General features: G+C 59.4%; 2 protein-coding genes. Both read left to right on the forward strand.

Annotation, left to right across the window (positions count from 1 at the left end):
• Positions 1-63: 63 nt before the first annotated feature.
• Positions 64-12,381, forward strand: a complete 12,318-nt coding sequence (locus tag PSFL_RS24100; RefSeq protein WP_397470571.1) for a non-ribosomal peptide synthase/polyketide synthase — start codon at positions 64-66, stop codon at positions 12,379-12,381.
• Complete coding sequence (locus PSFL_RS24105; protein WP_397470572.1) at positions 12,381-24,188, forward strand: non-ribosomal peptide synthase/polyketide synthase; 11,808 nt, start codon at positions 12,381-12,383, stop codon at positions 24,186-24,188. The genes PSFL_RS24100 and PSFL_RS24105 overlap by 1 nt, the downstream gene beginning before the upstream one ends.
• Positions 24,189-24,210: the final 22 nt, after the last annotated feature.

The following is a 24,210-nucleotide window of genomic DNA, read 5'->3' on the forward strand; positions in this document are numbered from 1 at the left end:
ATTGATCGAACTTCGTCTTCCTGACACAGCTTATTTCCTCTGCCGACGGCGACGAGATCGATCATGAACCAATTGAACCAACTTCCCGATGACGACCTGCTGGCCTTGTTGCTGGCCGATGAAGCCGGCGCCGGGCAGTCCATCCAGAGCCTCGCCGGGCGTGATCCGGTGCCGCTGTCGTTCGCCCAGCAGCGTCTATGGTTCCTGCAACAGTTCGATCCGCAAAGCCATGCCTATAACCTGCCACGGGCGATTGCCATCAAGGGACCGGTGGACGCGTGCGCCCTGGAAGCGGCCCTGAACCAGGTGATCAATCGCCACGATATCCTGCGTACCGCCTTTCGCAACACCGACGGCACACCCCTACAAGTCATCGACCAGGGCGCACAGTTGAACCTGCTCGAAGAGGACCTGAGCGCCCTGGACAGCGTCCAGCGCGAACAGCAAGTGCAAGATCGCATCCGCCAGCACGCCACCCAGCCCTTCGACCTGAGCCAGGCGCCGCTGATTCGTAGCACCCTGCTCAAGCGCGCCACGCAGGATTATGTGCTGCTGCTCAATATGCATCACATCGTCTCGGACGCCTGGTCCAACCCGATCCTGATGCACGACCTGGCAAGCGCCCTTGGCCAACCAGGCCGGGCCCTGCCGCGCCCGTCCATCCAGTACGCCGACTACGCCCAGTGGCAACGCCAAGACTACCCGCTGACGCCGCAACACGCCGCAGCCGCCCAGTATTGGAAGTCCATCCTTGGCAATGATATCCCGGCCCTGACATTGCCTCGCGAGCGCCTGGAAAACCACGCAGGTGCCGGCCATCATGCCCACACCCTGCCTGCACACTTGAACGAGCAGCTCCAGAGCTTTTGCCAGCAACAGGGCCTGACCCCGTTCGTAGTGCTGCTCGGCACCTGGCAATTGCTGCTGGGACGCTACAGCGGCCAGACCGACTTCACCGTCGGCGTGCCCAACGCCACACGCAACCAGGCACAGATCCAGGACCTGGTGGGTTTTTTCGTCAGCAGCCAGGTGTATCGCGCGCGACTGGCGCCCGAGCAATCGTGCAGCACGTTCCTCCAGGCCCTGCGCCAGCAATCCCTCGCCGCCCTGGAACATGCCGACTACCCCATCGAGCTGATCCTCGAAGACCTCCACCTGCAACGCAGCCCCCAGGCCAACCCGCTGTTCCAGACCCTGTTCAACTGGCGCGCCGGCGCCGCGCAGGACGCGCCCCTGCACCTGGGCCCGTTGCAACTGACGTTTATGGACAGCCACCCGTTGCAGGCCAAGTTCGACCTGTCGCTGGACGTGGAGTACAGCCAGCAGCAGATCACCGCGCATTTCGACTATGACGCCGGGTGCTTCACCCCGGCGACCATCGCCACTCTGGCCGGGCACTGGCAGAACCTGTTGCAAGCCATGGTTGAGCAACCGCAGGCACTGATCGGCGAACTTGCGATGCTCAGTGATGAGGAGCGTGAGCGGCAGTTGGGGCACTGGAATACCGCGGCCGTCCACTACCCGAACGCAGCCCCTGTGCATGTGTTGGTCGCGGAGCAAGCCGAACGCCTGCCACATGCCGTCGCTGTGGTGCTCGGCGAGCAGCAGTTGACCCTGGATCAGCTCAACCGTCGCGCCAACCAACTGGCTCACAAGCTGCTGGAGCTGGGCGTTGGCCCCAACGTCTGCGTGGGCCTGGGCCTTGAGCGCAGCCTGGAAATGGTCATCGCCCTGCTGGCCGTGCTCAAGGCAGGCGGCGCCTATGTACCGCTGGACCCGGCCTACCCCGCTGACCGCCTGGCCTACATGATCAACGACAGCGGCATCGGCCTGCTGCTGACCCAAAGCAGCCTGGCATTGCCCGCCCCGGACAGCCTACCGTCCCTGTGCCTGGACCAGGACAGCGACTGGCTGGAAGGCTATGACAGCGCCAACCCGCAGCTAACAGTCAGCGCCGATAACCTGGCCTACATGATCTACACCTCCGGTTCCACCGGGCAGCCCAAGGGCGTGCAGGTGCGCCACGGCGCTCTGACCAATCATATGCTGTGGATGCAGGGCGAATTGGGCCTGAACGCTGCGGACCGGATCTTGCAAAAAACCGCCTTCAGCTTCGACGCCTCGGTGTGGGAGTTCTGGTTGCCCTTGCTCAACGGTGCGCAGTTGGTCCTCGCCTCCCGCGAGTTGTCCGACGATTTGTCAGTGCTGTGGTCGGAAGTAGCCGCCCAGCGCATCAGCGTGCTGCAAATGGCCCCTTCCCTGCTGCAAGCCTTGCTCGTCGACGAACAGGGCGCGCGGATGCAATCCCTGCGCTTGCTGCTGCTGGGCGGCGAAGCCTTGGGTACTCCGCTGGTCGCACAATTGCGCGAACGCTGGAACGGCCGCCTGTGCAACCTTTATGGCCCAACCGAAGCCACTATCGACACCACCTTCTTTGATGTCGCCAGCCTGCCCGAAGGCGCCATCGCCCCTATCGGCCGCCCCCTCGCCAACGTGCGTACCTACCTGCTCGACCACGACCTGCAGCTGTGCCCGGTGGGCACCAGCGCCGAACTGCTGATCGGCGGCGACTCTCTGGCACAGGGCTACCACCAACGCCCGGGGCTGACCGCCGAACGCTTTATTCCCGATCCGTTTGCAGGCAATGGCGCACGCCTGTATCGCAGCGGCGACCTGACGCGCTACCGTGCCGATGGGGTCATCGACTACATCGGGCGCATCGACCATCAGGTAAAAATCCGCGGCCTGCGTATCGAACTAGGAGAGATTGAAGCGCAACTGCTGCAACACAAGGCGGTGCGCGAAGCCGTGGTCATCGCCCACCCAACCCCGGGCGGCGCGCAGTTAGTGGGTTATGTGGTGCCGACGGAACCGGCAACAGACATTAACCGCCAGGACGCCTTGCGCGAGGTCTTAAAAGCCTGGCTCGGCGAACAGCTGCCAGACTATATGGTCCCAGGTCATTTGCTGATCCTGGCGCAACTGCCCCTGACCCCCAACGGCAAACTCGACCGCAAGGCCCTGCCCGCCCCCGACGCGAGCCAGGCCCTGCACGCCTACGTGGCCCCGCAAAACGATCTGCAACAACGCATCGCAGCCATCTGGCAAGACGTGCTCAAACTTGCAAAAATCGGCCTGAACGACAACTTCTTCGAACTGGGCGGCGACTCGATCATCTCCATTCAGGTGGTAAGCCGCGCCCGCCAGGCCGGCATCCACTTCACCCCCAAGGACCTGTTCCAGCACCAGACCATCCAGAGCCTGGCCAGCGTGGCGAAAACCCACGGCCAGGGCCTCGCGATCGATCAAGGTCCGGTCACCGGCAGCGCACCACTGCTGCCGATCCAACACCTGTTCTTCGATACCGAGATCCCCGAGCGCCACCACTGGAATCAATCGGTACTGCTCAAGCCCGCCACGGCCCTGGACCCGCACCTGCTGGAACAGGCCCTCAACGCCCTCATCCAACACCACGACGCCCTGCGCCTGAGCTTCACTCAGGCTGATTCTGGCTGGAACGCCGAATACCGCCCGGCCACGGCGTCGGTGTTGTGGCAGACCCGGATTGACGACGCAACGCAACTGCAATCTTTGGGCGACGAAGCCCAACGCAGCCTCAACCTGCAAGACGGACCGCTGCTGCGCGCGGTGCTGGTCAGCCTGGGTGACGGTAGCCAGCGCTTGCTGCTGGCGATTCATCACTTGGTGGTGGATGGCGTGTCGTGGCGGATTTTGTTTGATGATTTGCAAACCGTGTACCGGCAAGTGCAGGCGGGCCAGGCGATTGAATTGCCGGAGAAGACCAGTGCGTATAAAGCCTGGGGCCAGCGTTTGCAGGAATACGGTCAAAGTGCCGGACTGCAAGGGCAAACCGCCTACTGGCAGCAACTGGCCGACGACTACGCCGACCTGCCTGTGTTGCACGCGGGCGCCAGCCTGAAGAAAACCGACAGCCTGACCGTCCATACTCATCTCAACCAGGACCTGACCCGGCGCCTGCTGCAAGATGCCCCGAGCGCCTACCGCACACAGATCAACGATTTGCTGCTCGCCGCACTGGCACGGGTCATCAGCCGCTGGACCGCACAGCCTCAGGTACTGATCCAACTGGAGGGCCATGGTCGAGAAGCGTTGTCCGACGAAATCGACCTGACCCGTACCGTGGGTTGGTTTACCACGGTATACCCGGTGCGCCTCACACCGCAGGCCGAGCTCGACGCCAACGTCAAACAGATCAAGGAACAATTGCGCAGCGTACCGAACAAAGGCCTGGACTTTGGTGTCCTGCGCTACCTGGGCAATGCCCAGACGCGGCAAGCGTTGCAGGCATTGCCGGTACCACGCATCACCTTCAACTATCTGGGCCAGTTCGACACCGACTTCAACGCCAACGACAACGCACTCTTTGCCCTCGCCCCGGAAAGCAGCGGTGCCGAACACAGCCCAGAGGCCCCGCTGAGTAACTGGCTGACCCTCAATGGCCAGGTGTACGACGGTGAACTGAGCCTGGGTTGGACCTTTAGTGCGCAAATGTTCGAGCCGGCGCGCATGCAAGCCTTGGCCGATGATTACGCCCAGGAACTGGCGCAGTTGATCGAGCACTGCTGCGACCCGCGCAACCGTGGCGTGACACCATCGGACTTCCCCCTCGCACACCTCGACCAGTGGCAACTGGATGCATTGCCGGTAGACGTCGCACAGATCGACGACATCTATCCGTTGGCGCCTATGCAACAGGGCATGCTGTTCCACTCGCTTTACGAGCAAAACGTCGGCGCCTATGTCAACCAGATGCGCCTGGACGTGACCGGCCTCGACCCACACGGTTTGCGAGATGCGTGGCAACAGGCGATGGACGCTCACGATATCCTGCGCACCTCGTTCGTCTGGCAAGGTGATCTGCAACAACCGGTACAAGTGGTGCACAAGCAGTTGGCCCTGCCCATGACCCTGCACGACTGGCAGCAGTACCCAGACCTGCAGCCGGCCCTGGACCAATTGGCCCTGGAGCGTTTGCAACAACGCTTCGATCTGGCCCACGCACCCTTGCTGGACGTGCAGGTGATCAAGACCGGCGATGCTCAACATCACCTGATCTACACCGTGCACCACATCCTGATGGATGGCTGGAGTAACTCCCAGCTCATGGGCGAGATTCTCCAGCGCTACGCCGGCCAGGCCTTACCGGCCAAAATGGGGCGTTACCGCGACTACATTGCCTGGCTGCAGCGCCAGGACAACAGCGCCAGCCAAACCTGGTGGGCAGACCAATTGGCGACACTGCAAGAGCCGACCCGGCTTGCCAGTAGCCTGCCAAGTGTATCCACCACGGCCAGCGGCCACGGCGACCACTATCAGCATTTTGGCATCGTCGAGACCCGCTACTTCAACGAGTTCGCGCGCCACCAGAAAGTCACCCTCAATACTTTACTGCAAGGCGCCTGGCTGCTGCTGTTGCATCACTATACCGGCCAGGACAGCCTGTGTTTCGGCGCCACCGTCGCCGGACGTCCGGCCGAAATCGCCGGTATTGAGCAGCAGGTCGGGTTGTTCATCAATACCCTGCCCGTGATTGCCACGGTGAATCCGCAGACCCGGGTCGACCAATGGCTGCAGAGCGTGCAAGCGCAAAACCTGTCGTTACGCGAACACGAGCACACCTCGCTGGCCGATATTCAACGCTGGGCCGGGCACAACGGTGAAGCGCTGTTCGACACTCTGCTGGTGTTCGAAAACTACCCGATTGCCGATGCCTTAGAGCAACAAGCCCCCAAAGGCCTGGAGTTTGGCAGCGTCGATACCTTCGAACAAACCAACTACCCGCTGACCCTGGCCCTGAATGCCGGAGAAACCCTGTCGCTGCACTACAGCTTTGCCCACGACGCCTTCAGCGAAACCGTGATCGAACGCATGGCGCAGCACCTGCACAACCTGCTGTTGCGCCTCACCGAACGGCCCGACCGGGCCATTGGCGAACTGAACCTGCTCGGCGACAGTGAACGTACACAGGTCATCCACCGCTGGAATGACACCGCCAGGCACTATCCGCTGGGTTACCCAGTGCAGACCCTGATTGAACATCAGGTCAAGCAGACGCCTGATGCTCCGGCACTGATCTTTGCCAATGTTCGGCTGAGCTACGCCCAACTCAATGCCCGGGCCAACCAACTGGCCCATCACCTGATCGCCCTGGGTGTAGGCCCGGACCGGCTGGTGGGGATTGCGGTCGAACGCAGCGTGGAAATGGTGGTCGGCTTGCTCGCTATCCTCAAGGCCGGCGGTGCCTACGTGCCGCTGGACCCTGAATATCCGGCTGATCGCCTGGCCTACATGATCGACGACAGTGGTATCGACCTGCTACTGACCCAGCAATCGCTGATCAGCCCCCTGCCATTGCCAGCAACGCTCAACACCTTGAGCCTGGACACTCTGGCATTGGATACCTTGCCGGACACCAACCCTGGCGTCAGCGTGGATGCGCAAAACCTCGCCTACGTGATCTACACCTCGGGCTCTACCGGCAAACCCAAGGGCGCGGGCAACCGCCACAGTGCCCTGACCAACCGCCTGTGCTGGATGCAGCAAGCCTACGGGCTGAACAACGACGACACCGTGCTGCAAAAAACCCCGTTCAGCTTTGATGTGTCGGTGTGGGAGTTTTTCTGGCCGCTGATGACGGGTGCCCGCCTGGCCGTGGCAGGTCCTGGGGATCATCGCGACCCGGCCAGGTTGGTGCAGTTGATCACCGAGCACCGGGTCACCACCCTGCATTTTGTACCCTCGATGCTGCAAGCCTTCCTGCTGGACGACAGCAGCGAGCGTTGCACCGGCCTGACCCGGATCATCTGCAGCGGTGAAGCCTTGCAGGTCGATACGCAGCAGCAGGTGTTCGCCCGCCTGCCTGGTGCTGGCCTGTACAACCTATATGGCCCAACCGAAGCGGCCATTGACGTCACCCACTGGACCTGCCGCGAAGAACTGGCCCATACCGTACCGATTGGCCAGCCTATCGCCAACCTCAGCACCTTCATCCTCAATAGCGATCTCGCGCCATTACCGGTCGGTGTGGTGGGCGAGTTGTACCTGGGCGGCGAAGGCCTGGCCCGTGGTTACCACCGCCGCTCAGGCATGACCGCCGAGCGCTTTGTCGCCAGCCCCTTTGCCAACGGCCAGCGCCTGTACCGTACCGGCGACCTAGCGCGGCAACGGGCCGACGGCGTAATCGAGTACATTGGCCGTGTCGACCATCAGGTCAAGATTCGTGGCCTGCGCATTGAACTGGGAGAGATCGAAGCACGCCTGCTGGAACAGGATGAAGTTCGCGAAGCTGCCGTCCTGGCCGTAGACAGCGGTCGCGGCTTGCAACTGGTCGGTTACGTGGTGCCAAGCGCCAATGCCGGCGGGGACCTACGCGAAACCCTCAAGACCGGCCTCAAGGCACACTTGCCGGATTATATGGTCCCGGTCCACTGGGTGTTCCTCGACGCCCTGCCCCTGAGCCCCAATGGCAAACTTGACCGCAAGGCCCTGCCAGCGCCGAACACCAGCCAGATGCAGATCCAGTACATCGCACCACAGAGCGCACTGGAACAGCAAATCGCCAGCATCTGGCAAGACGTGCTGAAGGTGCAGAATGTCGGCCTGACCGATAACTTCTTCGAACTGGGCGGCGACTCGATCATCTCCATCCTGGTGGTCAGTCGCGCGCGTCAGGCCGGGATTCAATTCAGCCCCAAGGAGCTGTTCGAAGCCCAGACCGTGCAACAACTGGCGCTACTGGCTCGCACCGGCACGCCGTCGCAGGAAATCGATCAACAACCGCTCACGGGACCGACCCCGCTGCTACCGGTGCACCAGGCGTTTTTCCAGCGGGCGATCCCCGAGCGTCACCATTGGAACCAGGCGGTACTGCTATCGGCCCAGGCACCTTTGCAGGCCGATGCGCTTGAGCAGGCGCTAAGGGCCCTGATCATCCATCACGACGGTTTGCGCCTGAGCTTCAGCGAAAACACCGCCGGCTGGCAGGCCCACTATCGTTCGGTGGCGCAACAGCAGCAGGACTGGCAACAGGCTCCTGCCTTGCAACAAGCCAGCGCCTTATCTACCACAGAACTGGAAGATCTGTGCAATCAGGCCCAGGCCAGTCTCGACCTGAGCCAAGGCCCTCTGCTGCGTGCAGTCCTGGTGACACTGGCCGATAACAGCCAGCGCCTGCTGTTGGCAGCCCATCACCTTGTGATCGATGGTGTGTCGTGGCGCATCCTGTTTGAAGACCTGCAGAACGCCTACCAACAAGCATCAGCCAGGCAGACCATCAGCCTCCCGGCGAAAACCTACTCTGGCAAATCCTGGGCCGAGCACCTGCAACGCCACGCCACCCAGGCGGCCCTGGCAGAGGAACTCACCTACTGGCAAGCCCAGCTGCAAGAGACCAAGGGCGACCTCCCCGGTGCACGCTCCGGTGCCAGCCTGGAAAACCGCCACGGCCATAGCGTCAATACGCGACTGGACAAAACCCTCACCCGGCAATTACTGCAAGAGGCCCCCGCCGCTTACCGCACACAGATCAATGATCTGCTGCTGACTGCGCTGGCACGGGTGATCGGCCGCTGGACCCAGGGCCAACACTGTCTGATCCAGCTCGAAGGACATGGTCGCGAAGAGTTGTTCGAACCATTGGACCTGACCCGCACCGTGGGCTGGTTCACCAGCCTGTTCCCGGTGGCCTTGACGCCGGTTGCCGATAACCTGGGTGCGTCGATCAAGCAAATCAAGGAACAATTGCGGGCCGTACCCAACAAAGGGATCGGTTATGGCGCCTTGCGCTACCTGGGCGATGCTCAGGCCCGGGCGACCCTGGCGGGCCTGCCTGAACCGCGCATTACCTTCAACTATCTGGGCCAGTTCGATGGCAGCTTCAACGCCGAGGAACAGGCCCTGTTCCGCCCGGCCAACGAGGGCACCGGCGCAGAGCAAAACCCTGAGGCGCCGCTGGGTAACTGGTTGACGCTCAACGGTCAGATCTACGCCGGTGAGCTGAGCCTGAACTGGTTGTTCAGCCGCGAGATGTTCGACGATGCCACTATCCAGCACCTCGCCGATGAGTACGCCAGTGAGCTCAAGGCCCTGGTCGCCCATTGCATTGATCCGGCCCACCGCGGCCTGACCCCTACCGATGTGCCGCTAGCCAAGATCAGCCAAGCACAGCTCGATCGCCTACCAGTGCCCGCCGCGCAGATCGCCGACCTCTATCCGCTGTCGCCGATGCAACAGGGTATGTTGTTCCACACCCTGTACGAACAAAGTGCTGGCAACTACATTAACCAACTGCGCGTGGATATCGACGGGCTCGACCCGCAACGCTTCCAGCAAGCCTGGCAGGCGGCTATGGACAGTCATGACATCCTGCGCACCGGGTTTGTCTGGCAAGGGCTGGAGCAACCTCTGCAACTGGTACTAAAACAGGCGCAGATTCCGTTCACCGTACACCCGTTGGGCAGCCACGATGCACAGCAACTGGACGCACTAGCCCTGGCCCAATTGCAGCAGCCATTCACACTGGATCAAGTACCGTTGCTGCGCCTGACCCTGGTACAAACCGCTGCCGAACGTCACCACCTGATCTACACCGCCCATCACATCCTCATGGACGGCTGGAGCAACTCCCAGCTCATGGGCCAGGTGTTGCGGCACTACAGTGGGCAAACCGTGGCCGCCAACCCCGGACGCTACCGTGACTACATCGCCTGGCTGCAACAGCAGGACAGCACCACCAGCCAGCGTTTCTGGCAAGAACAGCTGCGTGACCTGGGGTCGCCAACCCTGCTGGGCCAAAGCGTGGTGCACGTACCTGGAGAAGGCCATGGTGAATACCGCAAGGTAATCGACACCGCCACCACCGCACGCCTGAACGCCTTTGCCCGTCAGCAGAAAGTCACCGCTAACACCCTGGTGCAAGCGGCGTGGCTACTCCTGTTGCAGCGTTACACCGGCCAAACCACGGTGTGCTTTGGCGCCACCGTAGCCGGGCGCCCGGCACAGCTCAACGGCGTAGAACAACAGATCGGCCTGTTCATCAACACGCTGCCTGTCGCGGCCAGCCCCCGCCCCGAGCAAAGCGTTGCGCAATGGTTGCAGCAAGTCCAGGCACAAAACCTGTCATTGCGTGAGCACGAACACACGCCGCTGTTCGAAACACAACGTCAGGCAGGTGTGGGCGGCGAAAGTCTGTTCGACAATATCCTGGTGTTCGAGAACTACCCGATCTCCGAGGCCCTGGAAAAGGGCGCACCACAGGGTCTGGGTTTTGGCCCGGTGCACAGCCAGGAGCAAACCAACTACCCATTGACCCTGAGTGTTGGCCTGGGTAGCAGCCTGACCCTGCAATACAGTTATGTGCGGGCGAATTTCAGCGATGCGCTGATCGAGCAAATTGCTGTGCACCTGGATCAACTGTTGAACGGTTTGATCGACAATGCCGACCGCGCACTGGGCTCGCTGCATCTGCTGGGCAAGGCCGAACAAACGCTGATCCTCAATAAGTGGAACAGCGCTCCTCTGTCGGTTGCCGATGAACAGTGTATTCACCACCTGATCGTCCGTCATACCCAGGCAGCGCCTGGCCAATTGGCTCTGATCGACGGTGAACAACGCCTGAGTTATCAGCAACTGGACCAGCGCGCCAACCGCCTGGCCCACAAACTCATTGAACTTGGGGTTGGCCCGGAAGTGCGGGTTGGCGTGGCGATGCCGCGCAACAGCGACCTGCTGGTAGCGTTGCTGGCGGTACTCAAGGCCGGTGGCGCTTATGTGCCGCTGGACCCCGACTACCCAGCTGACCGCGTGGCCTACATGCTCGAAGACAGCCGCGCGCACCTGCTGCTGGTCGGCCAGCACCTGCCGGACGAATTGCGCGCCAGCGCAACCACCCAAGTGCTGGCCATCGAACCCGGGGATGCCTGGCTGGGCGGTTACAGCGATCACCCGCCCATGACCACGGTGAGCCCTGACAACCTGGCCTACGTTATCTACACCTCCGGCTCCACCGGCTTGCCCAAGGGCGTGGCCATCGCCCACCGTAACGTTTCGGCCTTGGTCCGCTGGTCTGCGCAGGTCTATTCAAGCGATGACCTGCAAGGGGTACTGGCCTCGACCTCGATCTGTTTCGACCTGTCAGTGTGGGAGCTGTTTGTGACCCTGGCTTGCGGTGGTCATATCGTCCTGGCGCGTAACGCTCTGGAACTGCCAACCCTGTCGGCACGCGAGCAGGTGCGCCTGATCAATACCGTGCCTTCGGCGATCAACGCGTTGCAGCGCGCCGGACAGATCCCAGACAGCGTGCGCATCATCAACCTTGCCGGTGAACCACTGAAGCAGACACTGGTAGACACGCTCTATGAACACACCAACGTCAACCATATCTACGACCTGTACGGCCCGTCGGAGGACACCACCTACTCCACCTGGACCCGTCGCGAAGTCGCAGGCTCGGCAAACATCGGCCGCCCGGTCGGCAACACCGCCAGCTACCTGCTCACCCAGGATCTGCAACCTGCTCCCCTGGGCGTAGCAGCCGAGTTGTATCTGGCTGGTGCCGGCATCACCCGGGGTTACCTGGGCCGTGCGGCGCTGACTGCGGAAAAATTTGTGCCCAACCCGTTTTCAGGCAATGGCCAGCGGCTCTATCGCACCAGTGACCTGACCCGCTATCGCCAGGATGGCGTAATTGAATACATCGGTCGCATCGACCACCAGGTGAAAATCCGTGGCTTTCGTATCGAGTTGGGCGAAATCGAAAGCCGCCTGCTGCAACACCCAGAGGTACGCGAAGCCGTGGTACTGGCCCAGGAACACCTCGACGGCCAACAACTGGTGGCATATGTCGTCGCCCGGCAGTCGTTCCCAGACGCAGCATTCCAGGATCAACTGCGCACGGCGATCAAGGCTCGACTCCAGGAAAACCTTCCGGCCTACATGGTTCCGGCGCACCTGCTGTTCCTCGATCAACTACCGCTGACGCCCAACGGCAAACTGGATCGAAAAGCGTTGCCAACGCCTGAGGCCGCCCAGTCGCAACGTGCCTTTGTCGCCCCCCAGACTCCTTTGCAACAACAGATGGCGGACATCTGGCAACAGGTCCTGGAGCTTGAGCGCGTCGGCCTGGACGACAACTTTTTTGAACTGGGCGGCCATTCCCTGCTGGTGGTGCGCGTGGTCTCACGCGCGCAACTGGAGCTGGGCATGCAACTGACCCCACAACAACTCTTTCAATTTCCCACACTGGGCGCTTTCGTCAATGAACTGCAAAGCACCGGTGGGCAATTCGATACCGAAAAACTGAGCAAGCTCGAAGCGCTGCTTGACGATATGGAGCAACTGTAATGGACAAGAGCGTCGCCACCCGAATCGCCAAGCGTTTCATCACCCTGCCGCTGGACAAGCGCACGCTGTATCTGGAAAAGATGCTGGCCGAAGGCGTCTCGCCCGCCAACCTGCCGATCCCCGAAGTACGCAGTGAGTTCGAGCTCATCCCGCTGTCGTTTGCCCAGGAGCGCCAATGGTTCCTCTGGCAACTGGACCCTACCAGCGCCGCCTACCACATCCCCACCGCCCTGCGCCTGCGCGGCGCCCTGGACGTGCCAGCGCTGGAGCACGCGTTCAACGCCCTAGTGGCGCGCCATGAAAGCCTGCGCACCACCTTCCAGCAGGTCGACGAACGAGCGGTGCAAGTCATTGCCCCCCACCTGACCCTGGCGGTGGAACTGCTCAGCCTCGACGCACACCTGAGCGACAACGAGCAACAGCAGCAGATCAAAGAATTCGTCGAACACGAAACCCAGCAACCCTTCGACCTGCACAACGGCCCACTGCTGCGGGTCAAACTGCTGCGCCTGGCCGACGACGACCACGTACTGGTGCTGACACAACACCACATCGTCTCCGATGGCGCCTCCATGCAAATCATGGTCAGCGAACTGGTGCAGGTTTATGGCGCTTTCGTCCAGGGCCAGGACACGACCCTGGCACCGCTGCAGATCCAGTATGCCGACTATGCCATCTGGCAACGGCACTGGATGGAAGCGGGCGAGCGTGAGCGGCAACTGGCGTACTGGAACAAGCAATTGGGCGGGGAGCAGCCGGTACTGGAATTGCCGACGGACTATCCGCGGCCGGCGGTGCAGAGTTTTCGGGGGGCAAAATACTCATTTGAGTTGAGCGCTGCACTGGGAGCGGCTCTTAAAAAGCTGGCTCAACAGTACAACGTCACACCGTTCATGATTTTACTCGCCTCGTTTCAAGCCTTGCTTCACCGTTACAGCCGACAAACAGACATCCGGGTTGGCGTACCATCGGCCAACCGAAACCGAGTGGAGACCGAAGGGCTGATCGGCTTTTTCGTCAATACCCAGGTGCTCAAGGCAGATATCTCGCCCCTTTCGCCCTTCAGCGATTTACTGGCCCAGGTCAAACAAACATCCCTTGACGCCCAAACCTACCAGGAGTTGCCCTTCGAACAACTCGTCGAAGCGCTGCACCCCGAGCGTAGCCTGAGTCATAGCCCGCTGTTTCAAGTAATGTTCAACCACCAGAACGCCAACGTCGCTGATCACGATGAGCGCAGCCGTCAACTGTCCGGCTTGACGATGGAAGGACTGAGCTGGGAAAACCCGACGGCACAATTTGACCTGACCCTGACTACGGTGGAAAACCCACAAGGGTTCTGCGGCTCCTTCACTTACGCCACCGACTTATTCGACCCCGCCACTATCGAACGCATGAGCCGCCACTGGCAATGCCTTCTGACAGCGGTCGTGGCCAACCCGCTGCAATCCGTCGCTCAGCTAACGATGCTCGATGCTGCGCAACAGCAGTTAATACTTGAAGAATGGAATTGCAGTACCGTCGACTACCCCCGCGAGCTGCGGATTCACCAGCTAATCGAGAACCAAGCCGAACGCTTACCCAACGCCATTGCAATAGTGTTTGCAGAGCAACGACTGACCTACCAGCAACTCAACAGCCATGCCAACCGCCTCGCAGGCAAATTGATTGAGCTGGGTATTGGCCCAGACGTACTGGTAGGCATCGCCGTCGAGCGCAGCGTAGAAATGATTGTCGGGTTGCTGGCTGTGCTTAAGGCCGGCGGTGCGTATGTGCCGCTTGATCCCAGCTATCCCGAAGACCGCCTAGCCTACATGATGCAGGACAGTGGGGTCGCCTTGTTGCTGACCCAGAGCTTCGTCCTGCCCCGCATGCCGGTTCCCCATGGTGTTCAGACCTTGATTCTGGATCAAACAAAAAACTGGCTGGAAGATTACGCCGACGTCAACCCACGACAACCGCTTTTTCCGGAGCATTTGGCTTATGCGATCTACACCTCCGGCTCAACAGGCAAGCCAAAAGGCGTGATGGTGCCCCACGGTGCCTTGAGCAATTTTGTCGCCAGCATGACCCAAGCGCCCGGAGTCAGCAGCCAAGACCGAGTTCTTTCACTGACAACCTTCTCGTTTGATATTTTCGGCCTGGAGATCTATGTACCGCTTTCCATTGGCGCCCGTGTGGTGTTGACCGGCCAGGCGATCAATCAAGACCCAGACGCGCTACTCAAACTGGTACATAACGAGGAGGTAACGGTTCTGCAAGCCACCCCTTCGACCTGGCGAATGCTGCTTGACAGCCCAGATAGTCAGGCGCTGCGCGGGTGCAAGCTGCTCTGCGGAGGCGAAGCGCTGCCTGAGGAGCTGGCGCAACGCATGCTCGCCTTGTCGGATAAGGTGTGGAATCTCTATGGTCCCACAGAAACGACCATCTGGTCCGCCCTCCACGCTCTCGATCAAGCGCATGCCCAGCCTTACCTGGGCCGTCCAATTGCCAACACCGTACTGTTTCTGCTGGACGATGATCTGGGTACAGTGCCCATAGGCGTAGGGGCCGAACTGTTGATCGGTGGTGAAGGTTTGGCTCGCGGTTACTTCCAGCGGCCGGCACTGACCGCAGAGCGCTTCGTGCCCAATCCATTCGGGGCTCCAGGAGAACGCCTGTACCGCACCGGAGACCTGACACGTTACCGTAACGACGGCATTATCGAATACATAAGCCGCCTCGATCACCAAGTGAAAATCCGGGGCTTTCGTATCGAACTAGGCGAGATCGAAGCGAGATTACTCGAGCACCATGACGTTCGCGAAGCCGCTGTTCTGGCACAGGAGGGGCCGGGCGGGACTCAACTGGTGGCTTACCTCGTCCCCAATTCGCTGTCGGTTGAAAGCGAGCTGCGTCAAACCCTCAAGTTGCATCTCAAGCATGGCCTGGCGGATTACATGGTCCCGCCTCATTGGGTATTTTTACCAACCCTGCCACTCACCCCCAACGGCAAGCTTGATCGCAAGGCTCTGCCTAGCCCTGACGCAGATCAACTGCGAAAAAACTATATAGCACCGCAAAACGAAGTAGAACGAACGGTGGCCAATATCTGGGCAGAAGTGTTGAAGCTCAACCAAGTCGATATGACGGATGACTTCTTCGAATTGGGCGGCCACTCATTATTAGCGACCCGGGTAGTTTCCCGTGTCCGTCGGGCGCTCAAGTGCGATGTATCCCTGAAAAGCCTGTTCGAACACAGTGAGCTACAGGCCTTCGTGACAGCGCTTGAGGCTTCATCCTCTGATCACTCCCAACTGATACCACAAGAGCGCGGCAGTTCTCTGCCATTGTCATACGCCCAAGAACGTCAATGGTTCCTCTGGCAGTTGGACCCTGATAGTGCGGCCTATCATATTCCCGCAGCGTTGCGTCTGAAGGGTGAGCTCGACATCCCGGCTCTGGAACGCAGTTTCAGCTCGCTGATCGAGCGCCATGAGTCCTTGCGCACCACATTTATACTTGAGGGCGAACACGCCGTCCAAGTCATCGCCCAGGCCACACCACTGAGCATCAAGCTGGATACGTTGGTATCCATCAACGAGCCAGAACAAGCTATCAGGAAGTACGTTGAAACGCAGATTCAAGAACTCTTCGACCTGCAGTCAGGACCACTACTGCGGGTGAAACTGCTGCAATTGGCTACGGACGACCATGTGCTGATTATCGTTCAGCATCATATCGTCTCCGACGCCTGGTCGATGCAAGTCATGGTGCGTGAGTTGATTGAGCTGTATGCCGGACAGAGCCTGGGGCTGAATGTAACGCTGCCAGCATTGCCGGTGCAGTATGCCGACTACGCGATCTGGCAGCGCCAATGGATGAACGCCGGTGAGCGCGAACGTCAACTCGCGTATTGGTCACAGCAACTGGGAGGTGAACAAACACTGCTGGAACTACCACTAGACCATCCTCGCCCGATGGAGCAGAGCTTTCGTGGCGCGAAGGTGGAGTTTGCCTTATCCGACACCCTGAGTTTGTCACTCAAACAGCTCGCCAAACAACTGAACGTGACGCCGTTCATGCTATTGCTCGCGTCGTTCCAGACGCTATTGCATCGCTATAGTCGACAATCCGAAATTTGCGTTGGGGTGCCTATCGCCAATCGCAATCGCCTGGAAATAGAAGGACTCATCGGCTTCTTCGTTAATACCCAGGTACTTAAAGCCATTATTGATGGCCAGTTGCCGTTTAGCGAGTTCGTGCAACAGGTCAAGCGCACGGCGTTGCAGGCACAAGCACATCAAGATCTGCCTTTCGAGCACTTGGTCGAGGCATTGCGCCCGGAACGGGCCCTGAGTCACAGCCCGTTGTTCCAGGTTCTATTCAATCATCAAAACAGCGGACAATTATCCAAGGAACACCTGACGAAACTCTCCGTTGAAAGCCTCCCATGGGAGACCCAGACCGCGCAGTTTGATCTGACCCTCAATACCTTCGAGTCGGTTGATGGCTTTTCCGCTGCACTAACTTACGCCACCGACCTGTTTGAGCCGGCAACCATCGAGCGTATGGTCAACCATTGGCAAACATTGTTACACGCTATTGTCAAATCGCCCCAAAAGCGTATCGGCGAGCTGATGCTATACACTGCCAGCGACCTGCAACTGACGCTTGAAGAATGGAACCCTGGCATCACGCAATATCCGGCGACTGGCTGCCTGCATCAGCTCATCGAAACTCATGCCGCGCATGCCCCGCACGCCATAGCGCTGACGTTGGGCACGCACCAGTTAAGCTACGAACAACTCAACACCCGCGCGAATCAGTTGGCCCATCAACTGATCGAGCAGGGCGTAGGTCCCGATGTCATGGTAGGGCTTGCTAGCGAGCGCAGTCTTGAGATGGTCGTAGGTTTGCTGGCAATTCTCAAGGCAGGCGGTGCCTATGTGCCACTTGACCCGGCTTACCCAACTGATCGGCTTGCCTACATGATCCAGGATAGCGGCCTGACATTGGTACTTATGCAGGCGGTCCTGCGTGAACAGATCCCTGTTCCGTCCAATGTCCGCACCCTGCTGCTGGAGTCTGACAAGCTCATTCACTACAGTGTGGAAAACCCACGGATCAAGATAGAGGCAGAAAATCTCGCCTACGTCATCTACACCTCGGGCTCTACCGGTCACCCTAAGGGCGCCCTACTTGCCCACCACAATGTGCTGCGACTCTTCAGCGCCTGCGAGAGCGAGTTTTCCTTCAGCGCCCAGGATGTCTGGTGTCTGTTCCATTCCTACGCCTTCGATTTTTCGGTTTGGGAGATTTTTGGCGCGTTGCTGTATGGAGGACGACTGGTAATAGTGCCCCATGAGGTCAGCCGCTCACCGGAGGACTTCCATGCACTGTTGTGCGAACAGCAGGTCAGCGTACTCAACCAAACACCTTCGGCGTTCAAGCAATTGATGCAAAGCGCCTGTGAAACACAGGCCACAGACAAAAAACTGGCACTACGTTACGTCATATTTGGCGGTGAGGCGCTCGAAATCCAGAGCCTGCGCCCTTGGTTCGAGAAGTTCGGTGATCGCTCACCGCAATTGATCAACATGTACGGCATTACCGAAACCACAGTGCATGTGACCTATCGACCTATCAACCTGGCCGACCTGTCGAACGACACCACCAGCCCAATTGGGCGGCCACTGCGTGACCTGTCTTGGTATTTGCTGGATGCCGACCTCAATCCTGTAGCCAAAGGCTGCATCGGCGAGCTGTACGTAGGCGGCGCAGGACTGGCGCGTGGCTATCTCAACCGTACGGACCTGAGTGCAACGCGTTTTATCGCTGATCCGTTTTCCCACGACGGCGCGCGCCTCTACCGCACCGGAGACTTGGCTCGCTACCGGGCGGATGGGGTGATCGAATACATCGGGCGTATTGACCACCAGGTAAAAATTCGCGGTTTCCGTATTGAGCTTGGGGAAATCGAAGCCGTCTTATCGAGCCTGGAGGCTGTACGTCAAGTTGTCGTTCTGGCGCAAAAGGGTCAAAGCGGACAGGTGCAACTCGTTGCCTATATCGTCCCAAGCCACACAACAACCCAGGACATCATGCGTGAAACCTTAAAGGTGCACCTGAAAGAGAACTTGCCTGATTACATGGTGCCAAGCCACCTGCTGTTCTTGCCGCAGTTGCCGCTGACGGCCAACGGAAAACTCGACCGCAAGGCCCTGCCCTCGCCGGATAGCGGCCTGCTGCAACAAACCTACATCGCGCCACGAAGCGAGATGGAGCAACGTATTGCTGCGATTTGGCAGGATGTCCTCAAGCTCGAAAGAATCGGCATGAGCGACAACTTCTTCGAGCTAGGCGGTGACTCGATCATCTCCATCCAGGTCGTCAGTCGCGCCCGCCAGGCAGGTATTGGCTTTACTCCAAAAGAGCTGTTCCAGCATCAGACTATCGAGGGCTTGGCTCGGGTAGCAAAGGTTGGCACCCAGGCTGTATCGGTCGACCAAGGAGCCGTCAGCGGACCTGCACTGCTGCTACCGATTCAACAAATGTTCTTCGAGACCGAAATACCCGAACGCCATCATTGGAACCAGTCGGTATTGCTCAAACCGAACACTTCACTGCAGGTTGGTTTGCTGGAAAGTGCCCTACAAGTGCTGATCGAGCATCACGATGCGCTTCGCCTAGTTTTCCTGGAAAACAATCAGGGTTGGCAAGCAAGCTTCCTGAACAGTGGCGAAGTCCCGGCGGTGCTTCGACAGGTAGTTGCACGGGATCCTGATGAGATTGACCGGATCTGCACCGAGGCGCAGCGTAGCCTGGACCTAAGCAAAGGCCCGCTGCTGCGTGCGCTGTTGATTGATCTGAACGATGGCAGTCAGCGTTTGCTATTGGCAGTTCACCATCTGGTGGTTGACGGTGTTTCCTGGCGCATCCTGTTTGAGGATCTGCAATCCACCTACCAACAACTGCAAAACGCACAACCGCTGACATTACCCAGCAGAACCAGTTCGGTGCAATCCTGGGGCGAGCGACTACGCAAGCATGCCCACAGCGATGCCTTGCGCCAACAACTGCCCTACTGGCAAGAACAACTTTCCGACGCCGCTGTGGCCTTACCTTGCCATGACGACACTGGCAGCCTGGAGCGCACTCATAGCCGGGGGGTACAGACCCGATTGGACGCTCAACTCACGCGTCGATTACTGCAAGATGCCCCGGCTGCGTATCGTACCCAGATCAATGATCTACTACTTACTGCACTGGCCCGCGTCATTGCACGGTGGACCGCGCGTCCCGACTGCGTGATCCAACTTGAAGGCCATGGTCGTGAAGATTTGTTTGACGACATCGACCTGACCCGTACTGTCGGCTGGTTCACCAGTATTTTCCCGGTAAGACTATCTACGACCGACGACTTGGGTGAGTCCATTATCGGTGTCAAAGAACAACTGCGCCGCATTCCCGACAAGGGTACTGGCTACTCCGCACTACGTTATCTCGGTGATGAGCGGACACGTCTATCGTTGAGCGCACTGCCTACTCCGCGACTCACCTTCAACTACCTGGGGCAGTTCGACAGTAGTTTTGACAACACTGAAGGTGCGCTTTTTGCACCATGCAATGACAGCGCTGGCGCAGAACGCAGTCCAAAGGCCCCACTGGATAACTGGTTGAGCATCAACGGCCAAGTGTATGGCGGTGAACTAAGTCTTAACTGGGGCTTCAGCGTAAAGATGTTCAATGAAAGCACTATTAAGCACTTGGCAGATGATTACGCCGACGAGCTGAAAGCCATCATTGAGTATTGCTGCAATGGTATCCATTCAGGCGTCACGCCATCTGATTTCCCACTCGCAGAGCTCAGCCAGCAGCAACTGAATGCATTACCTGTACCCTCGCAAGACGTCGAGGACATCTATCCCCTCTCCCCGATGCAGCAAGGGATACTGTTCCATACACAAGAGTCGCCGGAAGCTGCACTTTACATCAACCAAATGTCGGTCCCTGTCGAAGGTCTGGACAGTAGCCGTTTCATCAATGCCTGGAACAGTGTGATCCAGCACCATGAAATCCTGCGAACCGGTTTCTGGTCCTCCAGCGATTTGGCTGAACCGCTGCAAATTATTTACCGCCAGGCTAGTTTGCCCGCTCAGATCATTGATTGGCAGAATCTAGCCGTCTCGCCGCAAGACCTTGAGCAATTAGCCAAGGCCGATCTAGAAAAAGGCTTTGATTTATTACACGCACCACTGATCAGACTGACATTGATCAAGCTCGATGAAAAACGGATGCATCTTATCTGGACCAGTCATCACATATTGATGGACGGCTGGAGCAGTTCTCGTCTGCTGGGTGAAGTGTTCCAGATCTATAATGGCCAGACTCCAGCCGCCAAGCGCGGAAGCTATCGGGATTACATCCAGTGGTTGAGAACTCAGTCCCAGGCCAACCTGGAAACCTTCTGGAGAGGCAAGCTCCAAGGGTTCAGCGGCCCGACGAGCCTGACCAACAGCATCGCGCCGCGCGCACAATCGGACCTCGAAGGTCATGCGGCGCTATATATGATTTGGGACACGGAGCGGACCCAGCACCTGCGGGAGTACGCGCAGCGCCTGCGTGTTACGCCCAACACGCTAATCCAGGCCACGTGGTTGTTACTCTTGCAGCGCTACACCGGACAAGCCACCGTATGCTTCGGCGCCACCGTCGCTGGCAGACCAGCGAGTTTGCGCGGAGCCGATGAAATGCTCGGGTTGTTCATCAATACCCTTCCTATTATCCAGACTCCAGAGCCAACGTCATCCGTCTGGCAGTGGCTACAAGCGCTGCAAAACTACAATCTAGAGATACGCGATCACGAACATGCTTCTCTCGCCGACGCGCAGCGCTGGTTGGGCCAGGGCGGAACGCCGCTGTTCGACAGCATCGTGGTGTTCGAGAACTACCCGGTGGATGAGCGCTTGCAAGAGGCCGAGCACAACCAGTTACGTTTCGGCAAAATCAGCACCCGCGACGTCACCAACTTTGCAATGGACTTGGCCATCAATCTGGGCAACACCCTCACAATCGAGTTCCTGTACCTGCGCAATCGTTTCACCCCAGAAGCTACGGAACAGATCCGCACAAGCTTCGAAACCCTGCTATGCGCGATGCTCGACAACCCGGATGCAACGCTGGGCAGCCTGAACATGCTCAGCAACAACGAGCAGCAACGCCTCAGCCAACGCAACACCCTGGCGCCTTTGCAGGAGACGCTGCCGCTGCTGGCCGAAGTCATCCGAAACCACGCAGTGGCCACCCCAGGCGCCGTCGCGGTGGTGTGCGCCGAAACCCAGTTGAGCTATGGGCAACTGGAGTCCCGCGCGAACCGACTCGCCCATCACCTGATCGCCCAAGGGATAGGCCCGGAGAGTTTTGTCGGGATTGCCCTGGAGCGTTCGGTGGACGTCATCGTCGCGTTCTACGCGGTCATGAAAACCGGTGGTGCCTATGTACCACTGGATATCGACTATCCCCAGGAGCGCGTGCAATGGATCGTCGAAGACTCCGCCATGAGTTTGTTGATCACCCACGAAAGCCTGCATTCGCGCTTCAATCAACCGTGGGCTCCGACACTGATAGCACTCGACGGCCTGAGCCTGGACAGTCAGCCCGACCACTGCCCTGCCAGCGCCGTACTGGATGACAATCTTGCCTACCTGATCTACACCTCCGGCTCCACCGGTAAGCCCAAAGGTGTGGCGGTCAGCCACGGGCAGATCCGCATGCATTGCCAAGCCATTGCCCGGCGCTACGACATGGATGCCAGTACCCGCGAATTGCTGTTTATGTCGTTTGCCTTCGACGGTGCTCAGGAGCGTTGGCTCTCGACGTTGGCCAGCGGCGCTCGTTTGGTAGTGCGCGACAATCGGCTGTGGACCCCTGAAGAAACCTGGCAAGCCCTGCATCAGCACGCCATCAGCATCGCCTGCTTCCCACCGGCCTATCTGCAACAACTCGCTGAGTTTGCCCAGACTCAGGAACAGGCCCCACCACCGGTACGTATCTACTGCTTTGGCGGTGATGCGGTAGCCGACGCCAACTTCGAACTGGTCAAGCGCGCACTCAAGCCGCAGTACTTAACCAACGGTTACGGGCCGACTGAAACCGTGGTGACCCCACTGCTGTGGAAAGTCCCGGTAGACGCCGTGTGTGGCGCGGTTTATGCGCCGATCGGCAAGCGTGTCGGCGAACGTACCCTGTATGTGCTGGACGATGCCCTCAATGCTGTGCCGGACGGCATAGCCGGTGAGCTGTATATCGGCGGCGAAGGCGTCGCGCGCGGTTATCACCAACGGCCCGGATTGAGCGCCGAGCGTTTTGTCGCCGACCCGTTCTCAACCACCGGCGCACGCCTGTACCGCACCGGCGACCTGGTGCGCCAGCGTGCAGACGGGGTGATTGATTACCTCGGTCGCTTGGACAATCAGGTAAAAATCCGTGGTTTTCGCATCGAAATGGGAGAGATCGAAGCGCGTCTGCGTGATCTTTCCGATGTTCAGGACGCTGTAGTGGTTGCCCGGGAAACTGCCGGTGGCAAACAACTGATCGGCTATGTGGTCGCCAGCGACGTGGCCGGCCTCGGTGAGCGCCTGCGTGGCGAACTGCAACAGGATCTGCCGGACTATATGGTGCCTGTGCAAATCCTCGTACTGGAGCGCTTCCCACTCAACCCCAACGGCAAACTAGATCGCCATGCCCTGCCCGACCCGGACTTCAAGGGACGCCAGTTCATCGCCCCGCGCAACGCGCTGGAAAAAGCCTTGGCAGCGATCTGGCAAGAGGTGTTGGAGGTAGAGCAAGTCGGGATCACCGACAACTTCTTCGAGCTGGGCGGCGACTCGCTACGGGTGCTTAAAGTGTTGTCCAAAGTGCGTAGTCAACCGGAACTGGGGCTGAGCCTCAAGCTGCGCGACATGATGGGCAAACCGACCATTGCCGAACTGTCGGGCTACACCCCGAGCGAGCAGAACCTAGACCCGCTGTTGCTGCTCAACAATCGTGTGGCCAATGCTGCGCCGCTGTTCTGCCTGCACGCCGGTTTCGGCACGGTATTCGACTACGAGCCCCTGGCACGGCGTCTGGACGGCCAGCGCAGTGTCTATGGCCTGCAATGCCGAATGCTGCTGGACCGCGATTGGGAGGATGAATCCTTGCAGGCCATGGCCATCGACTACGCCCAGTACATCCGGCAGAAACAGGCCGATGGTCCGTACCACCTATTGGGCTGGTCCCTCGGTGGCCCATTGGCGTTACTGGTGGCGCAGGAGCTGGAAAGCCAGGGCCAAGTCGTGGAGTTCGTAGGGTTGGTCGATGCCTTCACCCCGACTGCAGAACAGACGCAGCCTGAGGACGACTGGAGCGATGACTTGCGCGGTTTCCTCGCAGTCATCTTCGATGTGGCTGGCGAGCGTTTACCGGCGATTGAAATTCCGGCGGGCAGCGACATTGCGCGCCTGGAACAGTTGATCGCCTCGGTGCAAAGCAATGTCGCTGGCGACTCGGCATACAGTAGCATCAGCACCGAAGAGTTGGCCCATACGTTTATCGTGGCGATGAAACTCAAGGCGTTGTCCGCACAATTGCAGATCCTGCCAGATACCAGCTGCCGTCCCCATTGCTGGTGGGCCAGCACGCCGCAAGCGGACTTCATCAGCCCGGTGCCTGGAGCACTGAGCGACGAACTGATTGCCGCTGGTCACTACGACATCCTGAAAAACCCGGACTGGCTCCATGACCTGCTGCAGCAACTGCCGCAAAACGAAGCCGTGACCAACTGAACCCAACGCCGCCCCTGCACAG

It is taken from the genome of Pseudomonas sp. DD1 (assembly GCF_044510355.1).
GTDB lineage: Bacteria > Pseudomonadota > Gammaproteobacteria > Pseudomonadales > Pseudomonadaceae > Aquipseudomonas > Aquipseudomonas shahriarae.

Coding starts and splice junctions, on each gene's coding strand:
- PSFL_RS24100 (WP_397470571.1), top strand. CDS start 64: ATGAACCAATTGAACCAACTTCCCGATGACGACCTGCTGGCCTTGTTG.
- PSFL_RS24105 (WP_397470572.1), top strand. CDS start 12,381: ATGGACAAGAGCGTCGCCACCCGAATCGCCAAGCGTTTCATCACCCTG.